This is a genomic window from Micromonospora sp. NPDC006766, assembly GCF_040636055.1.
In the GTDB taxonomy this organism is placed as follows: Bacteria; Actinomycetota; Actinomycetes; order Mycobacteriales; family Micromonosporaceae; genus Micromonospora.
This window is the reverse complement of record NZ_JBEYIX010000107.1, coordinates 1-5,042: the sequence shown is the minus strand read 5'-3', so window position 1 is coordinate 5,042 and position 5,042 is coordinate 1. Positions and strand designations below refer to the sequence as shown.

5 protein-coding genes are annotated in these 5,042 nt (G+C 71.3%); 1 reads left to right on the top strand and 4 read right to left on the bottom strand.

Annotation, left to right across the window (positions count from 1 at the left end):
• On the top strand, positions 1–135 hold a 135-nt coding region (locus tag ABZ671_RS32295; protein WP_357865220.1), incomplete at its 5' end, for a cold shock domain-containing protein.
• 121 nt (positions 136–256) lie between these two features.
• Here the strand turns inward: ABZ671_RS32295 and ABZ671_RS32290 are convergent.
• From ABZ671_RS32290 to ABZ671_RS32275, 4 genes are read right to left on the bottom strand one after another with little or no spacing between them, the layout of a single operon-like run.
• Positions 257–1,435, bottom strand: a complete 1,179-nt coding sequence (locus ABZ671_RS32290; protein WP_357865217.1) for a pyridoxal-dependent decarboxylase — start codon at positions 1,433–1,435, stop codon at positions 257–259.
• Between the two features lie 15 nt (positions 1,436–1,450).
• Positions 1,451–2,818: an MFS transporter gene (locus ABZ671_RS32285; RefSeq protein WP_357865214.1), complete on the bottom strand. Its 1,368-nt coding sequence runs from the start codon at positions 2,816–2,818 to the stop codon at positions 1,451–1,453.
• Positions 2,815–4,143 (bottom strand): APC family permease, encoded by a 1,329-nt coding sequence (locus ABZ671_RS32280; RefSeq protein WP_357865210.1) that lies wholly within the window; start codon positions 4,141–4,143, stop codon positions 2,815–2,817. Before ABZ671_RS32280 ends, ABZ671_RS32285 begins: the two co-directional genes overlap by 4 nt.
• The gene (locus ABZ671_RS32275) at positions 4,143–4,664 is read right to left on the bottom strand and encodes a MarR family winged helix-turn-helix transcriptional regulator (protein WP_357865208.1); all 522 of its coding nucleotides are present in this window, start codon (positions 4,662–4,664) and stop codon (positions 4,143–4,145) included. Before ABZ671_RS32275 ends, ABZ671_RS32280 begins: the two co-directional genes overlap by 1 nt.
• Between the last annotated feature and the right edge of the window lie 378 nt (positions 4,665–5,042).

Sequence of the window (5,042 nt, the reverse complement as noted above, 5' to 3'; positions counted from 1 at the left end):
GGCGCCGACGTCTTCGCCCACTTCTCCGCGATCTCGTCGAGCGGCTTCCGCAGCCTCGATGAGAACCAGCGGGTGGAGTTCGACATCACCCAGGGCCAGAAGGGCCTGCAGGCGGAGAACATCCGCTCGCTCTGATCCCCATTCTGCCAACGGCGGCCCGACTGGTTCAGCGGGCCGCCGTTCGGCATTTCCGCCTCCGCCTGCTCCACGCTCGGCCGCCCCACCGACTCCCCAGGCACCCTGCCCTGCAGTCGAGTCATGTGTGGCCAGCGCTACGTGTCACCAACGTGAGGAAGTCGGGTGCTACCGCACGATCATGGATAACTGTGGCGACGTGTCGTGCGAGGTCTGCGGCGAACTCGTCGATGTGCTGGTAGGTGATGCCGGGATGGCAGACGATCCTGCTAAACCCATTCGCGGTCAGGAGGCTCCACCGAGCCGTGACGTTCGGCGGTGGTGTGGGTAGTACGACAGCCAGCGCGCCGGGGCGACGCCAGCATCGCCAGCCGACGTCGTGTAGTCGCTGCTCAGCGTAGGCGGCCAACTCGGCGCCGTGCTGTACGCGTTCCCGCAGCCCGCGTCGGCCAAGGCGCGCGGTGGCGTACCAGAGCATGACCGCCGCCAGGCCGCTGCGGGCATCGACAGCGTCACACCCTCGGCCCCCACCTGTTGAGCCTGCTACGGCGTTCCGGCGTCGGCTGACGAGGATGCCGGCGGGTATGGGGAGGCCGATAAAGGAGTTCGCGCTGACGCTGATGCTGTCGGCGCCGTCGGTCAGGTCGAATGGTGGCGGGTCGTCGCAGAGTGCCAGGGGGATGCCGATGCCTGCGGCGTCGCTGTGGACGTGCCGCCGGGCGATGTCGAGCTGGTCCAGGCGTCGGTGAATCTCCGCGACGTCGTCGGCGGCATCGGTCCACGCGGTACCTATGGTGGCCACGACGACAGCCGCCGGGCTGCGGTGAGCGGCGAGCTGGCGGGTGAGGTCGTTGTAGTCCATCTCCCCGATGGGATCGGTGGCGACCGTGACGGTGTGCATACCGAGGAGCCGTGCGGCGCTCGGCACGCTGGGGTGCGCGGCGGCCGAGTGGTAGACGGCGGCTGCGCCGAGGCGGGCGCGTGCCATGTGCAGTGCGTGGAGCGTGGCGTCGGCGGCGCTGCTGGTGACGCATCCCCACCACCGTTCGGGTGCTCGGAACAGCCCGGCGAAGAAGCTGACGGCCTCGCGTTCCAGGTCGTGCGCGTGGTTCAGATGGGCGGGGTCGCTGTCGGCATCGCCGTTGTTGTAGATCGCGAAGTCCAGCAGCGGTGCGAACATCCGGAAACCGGTAGTCGACGTGCTGCCGGTCAGGTCGGTTCGGTGCGCGGTGGTGAGCCGGTCGAAGAGAGCAGCGAGCCGAGGGCCCAGATCGGGCGTGTGGTGGGGTGCCTGGGACATGGGCGTCCTTCGTCGTCAGTCGAAGTGGGTAGAGGTGTCCGCCGCTTGGCGGCGCAGTCGCCAGGCTGCTGCGGCGGCTGCGGTGGGCAACAGTGCGGTGAGGGCCAGCGCGGCGGCGGGTCCCCATGGCTGCCACAGGGCGGCGCACAGTGCGCTGCCTCCACCACCGCCTACGAAGGTGGCCAGGGTGAGCAGTCCGATCGCGCCGCCGCGGCAACGCGGCGGCGCGTGTCTGGTGACTTCTGCCGTGAGCAGCATCTGCGCGATCGCCGAGGCGGCGAATGCGGCCGTGGCGGCTGCCGCGACGCCGATCGGACCGGGGTCGACGGCCGCAGAGCACAGGGCACCCGCGAACAGCAGGCTCGCCGCCGACAAAACGTATCGGGCAGGCAGGCGGCGGGCGGCGGCTGCGGCGCCTCGGGCCAGCGCGGCACCGACGGCGGCGCCGGGCAGCAGGAGCAGCCCGATGTGCGTGGTGCCGTAGCCGAGCTTCGTCAGCAGGTGGGGTGCCGCGTAGAGGATGGCGAACAGGCCCCCGTAGACGCCCGCGCCGGCGAGGGCCGCGCGCCGGAACCATGCGGCCGACAGAACGCCGTCGGGGACGAACCCGCCGGGGTGGCGTCGGCTGCGGATGGCGAGGATGAGCGCGGTGGCTGCGGTAGCGGCAGCTGTCGCCGTGATGGTGACCGCGCTGGCGTGCTGGGCAGCGGTTTGGGCGGTCAGGAGGAGTCCGGCGGCGACGACAGCGAGCAGTCCTGCTCCAGGCCAGTCCAGCGGCTCTCGATGCCGTCGCGGGGTGCTCAGGGGCCAGCACAGCGGGATTGCGGCGATGGACAGCACGGGCAGCACGAGTGCCACCCGCCACGACCAGGCCACCGCCACCGCCCCGGCCAGGGGCGCGGTCGCGCTGAACGCAGCCAGGCAGGCACCGAACCGAGCCATTGCCATCGGGCGTTGCGATACCGGCAGGCGGGCGGCCGTCGCGAGCGCGGTGGCTTGGACCACGCCGGAGCCCACCGCCAGCAGGACTCGACCGATCACGATGACCACCAGGTTCGGAGCGACCGCGCAGACCAGCGCTCCGGTGACGAGCAAGGTGACGGCGATCAGGAGGATTGGGCGGCTGCCCCACAGATCGGTGATACGGCCGGCGGTGACCGCACCGACGCCGATACCCACGGCGTACGCGGTGAGGATCCACGCGAGCGCTGGCCCGCTGACGCGGAGATGCTGGGCTGTTTCGGGGAGCGCGACGGCGGCGGCGCTGACGCCGTAGACGGCGGGCCCGTACAAGAGGCCCAGCCGCCACCCGGGCCCGGGTGCGATGGGCACTTCGCTACGGGAAACGGCATCCTCGGCCGGCATGGTCGTCTGCTGTGTCATCGGATCCCCGCCTTCGCCGCTGTCCCACGCGCACGGACGTCGCCGAGAGAGGCATGGCGATCAGTTCCCGTGGCGGCGGCCCGCATGGCGGCCGCAGGGCTGGACGCTCGATCCAGCCGTGCCAGCACGATGGCGGCAACGGCGGCAGGAGCAAGTAGCGAAGGGCCCCTCAACGCCGCGATGACGGTGACCGCCAGCGCGGCCACGGCCGCGCCGGCGCGCGATCGCGCGACTGGCAGCAGCCGCACCGCAGCCGCGAGGCCGACCACTGTGACGCAGGCGAGCAAGGCGGCGAACACGCGCACCAGCAGATCCACGGTGACGATGCCAGGAGCGGCTGCGGCGATCACCGCGACGACGGCTCCGGCGGCGGCCTGTACGGCGACGCTGCGCCGAGGGACACCCTGGCGGGTCACCGCGACGCGAGCAGGTAGGACGTGGTTACGGGCCAGGGACACACCGGCCCGTGCGCCAGCGGCGACGAACGTGAAGCTGGCGCCGAAGGTGAGCAGTACCGCCAACACGGCGATGGTTGCGGTCGCCCACGGCCTTCCGGTCGCGCCGAGCAGGTGTATCAGCGGCACTGGCGTGTCACCGGCGGTGTCGCCGAGAACCCCGACGGTGCAGATCGCCAACCCGGTGTAGAGCACGATGATGACGCTCATGCTCGCGACTGCGGCCCGTCGCACCTGCCGGGGGTGAGTGAACTCCGCCGACAGGTTGGCGGTGGCCTCCCAGCCGCAGATGCTCGCGAACAGCACGGCGGCGGCGCTGCCGACACCGGCGACTCCATGAGGCGCGAACGGCGTGAGGCGTTCGGCGTCGACGCGGGGTCCGGCCACGGCGATGACCGCGACGAGCAACGCCACCAGGGCGGCGGTCAGCGCCAGGTGCAGCCGTCCGGACAGGTGCAGTCCCACGAGATTCGCCCCGTACACCGCGGCGAGGAGCACTGCGCAGATGCCGGCGACCGTTGTGGGTGAGGCGTCGAGCGCGGCTGCGGTGTAGCGGGCACCGGCGATCACGCCCGCGACCACCCCGACCGGCACCGCCGTGTACAGCCAGGAGCCGACGATAGCGGCGGCGGGGGCACCGAAGGCCCGGCGGGTGAACGCGGCGACGCCCCCGCCGTCGGGATAGCGGGCGCCGAGGCTGGCGAACGAGGCGGCGATGAGCACCGAAACGGCCATGAGCGCTGCCCAGGCCAGCAACGACGCCGGTCCAGCGGCGCGGACGGCCAGTGCCGGCAGGACCAGGACCCCGGGGCCGAGGACCGCGCCGACGCACAGGGCGGTTCCTCGTGCCACACCGATGTTGCCGGTCATCAAGATTCCTCCCCACCTGGGTTGGCATCGTCCGGGCGGGAACGGGTGGCCACCACGCGCAGCACATGGGCGATGTTGTCTCTCGGCGGCATGCCTGGGCCGGCGAACAGCTCCGCCTGCCGGGCATGCACAAGGCGTTGCAGCTCCCGCGCAAGGTCCAGGCCGGCCTGGGTGGGCCGCACGACTACGCGCCGGCGGTCATGCTCGTGTAGCTGGCGGCGCACGAGGTCCCGGCCGACGAGCACGCTGAGCGTGTTGGTGAGGGTGGCTTTGGCGATGCCCACCTCCATGGCGATGGCGCGGGTCTCGACCACTCGGCGGGCGCAGATGAGCACCAGCACGTCGTAGCTGGTCCATGTCATGCCGGCATCGCGCAGCACCGTGCGTTCGAGATGCGCGCGGACGCTGTTCGCGGTGCGGCAGAGTTGCGCCACTGCGTCCGGGCGCGGCGGCGGGGCCGGTCGGGCGTTGACGGGTGGGCGGTAGATCCCGGCGATGGGCCGCCGTGTGGAGGCGCTCATCGTGGCCTCCGCAGGTGTCGCGGTCGGCGCAGCGTGTGCCGGTTGCGATGTTGGCCCTTGCGGCCGGCTCGGTCGGCCGGTGGCGGCGGTTCAGGTATGGGCAGGAACGGATGCTGGTTCTGGTCGGTGCGCATGTTTCACCCCCGTGATCTGTGCGCTGTCGGATGTGGCGTCGTGGTGCGAGGTCGGGCCTCACCTGCCTTTAGTGGCAGGAGGCGTTGTTCGGCATGTGCGGTATTCGTTTGGTGGTGTCATGTGTCGTGGCCTCGCGCGTTGAGGTAGTCGGTCCAGTCGCTGTTGGTGTGTCGTGCCCAGCGGAGGGCGGTGTTGGTGGTGATGCCGAGTAGGTCGGCGACGATGGGTGCTGGTAGGTCTGCG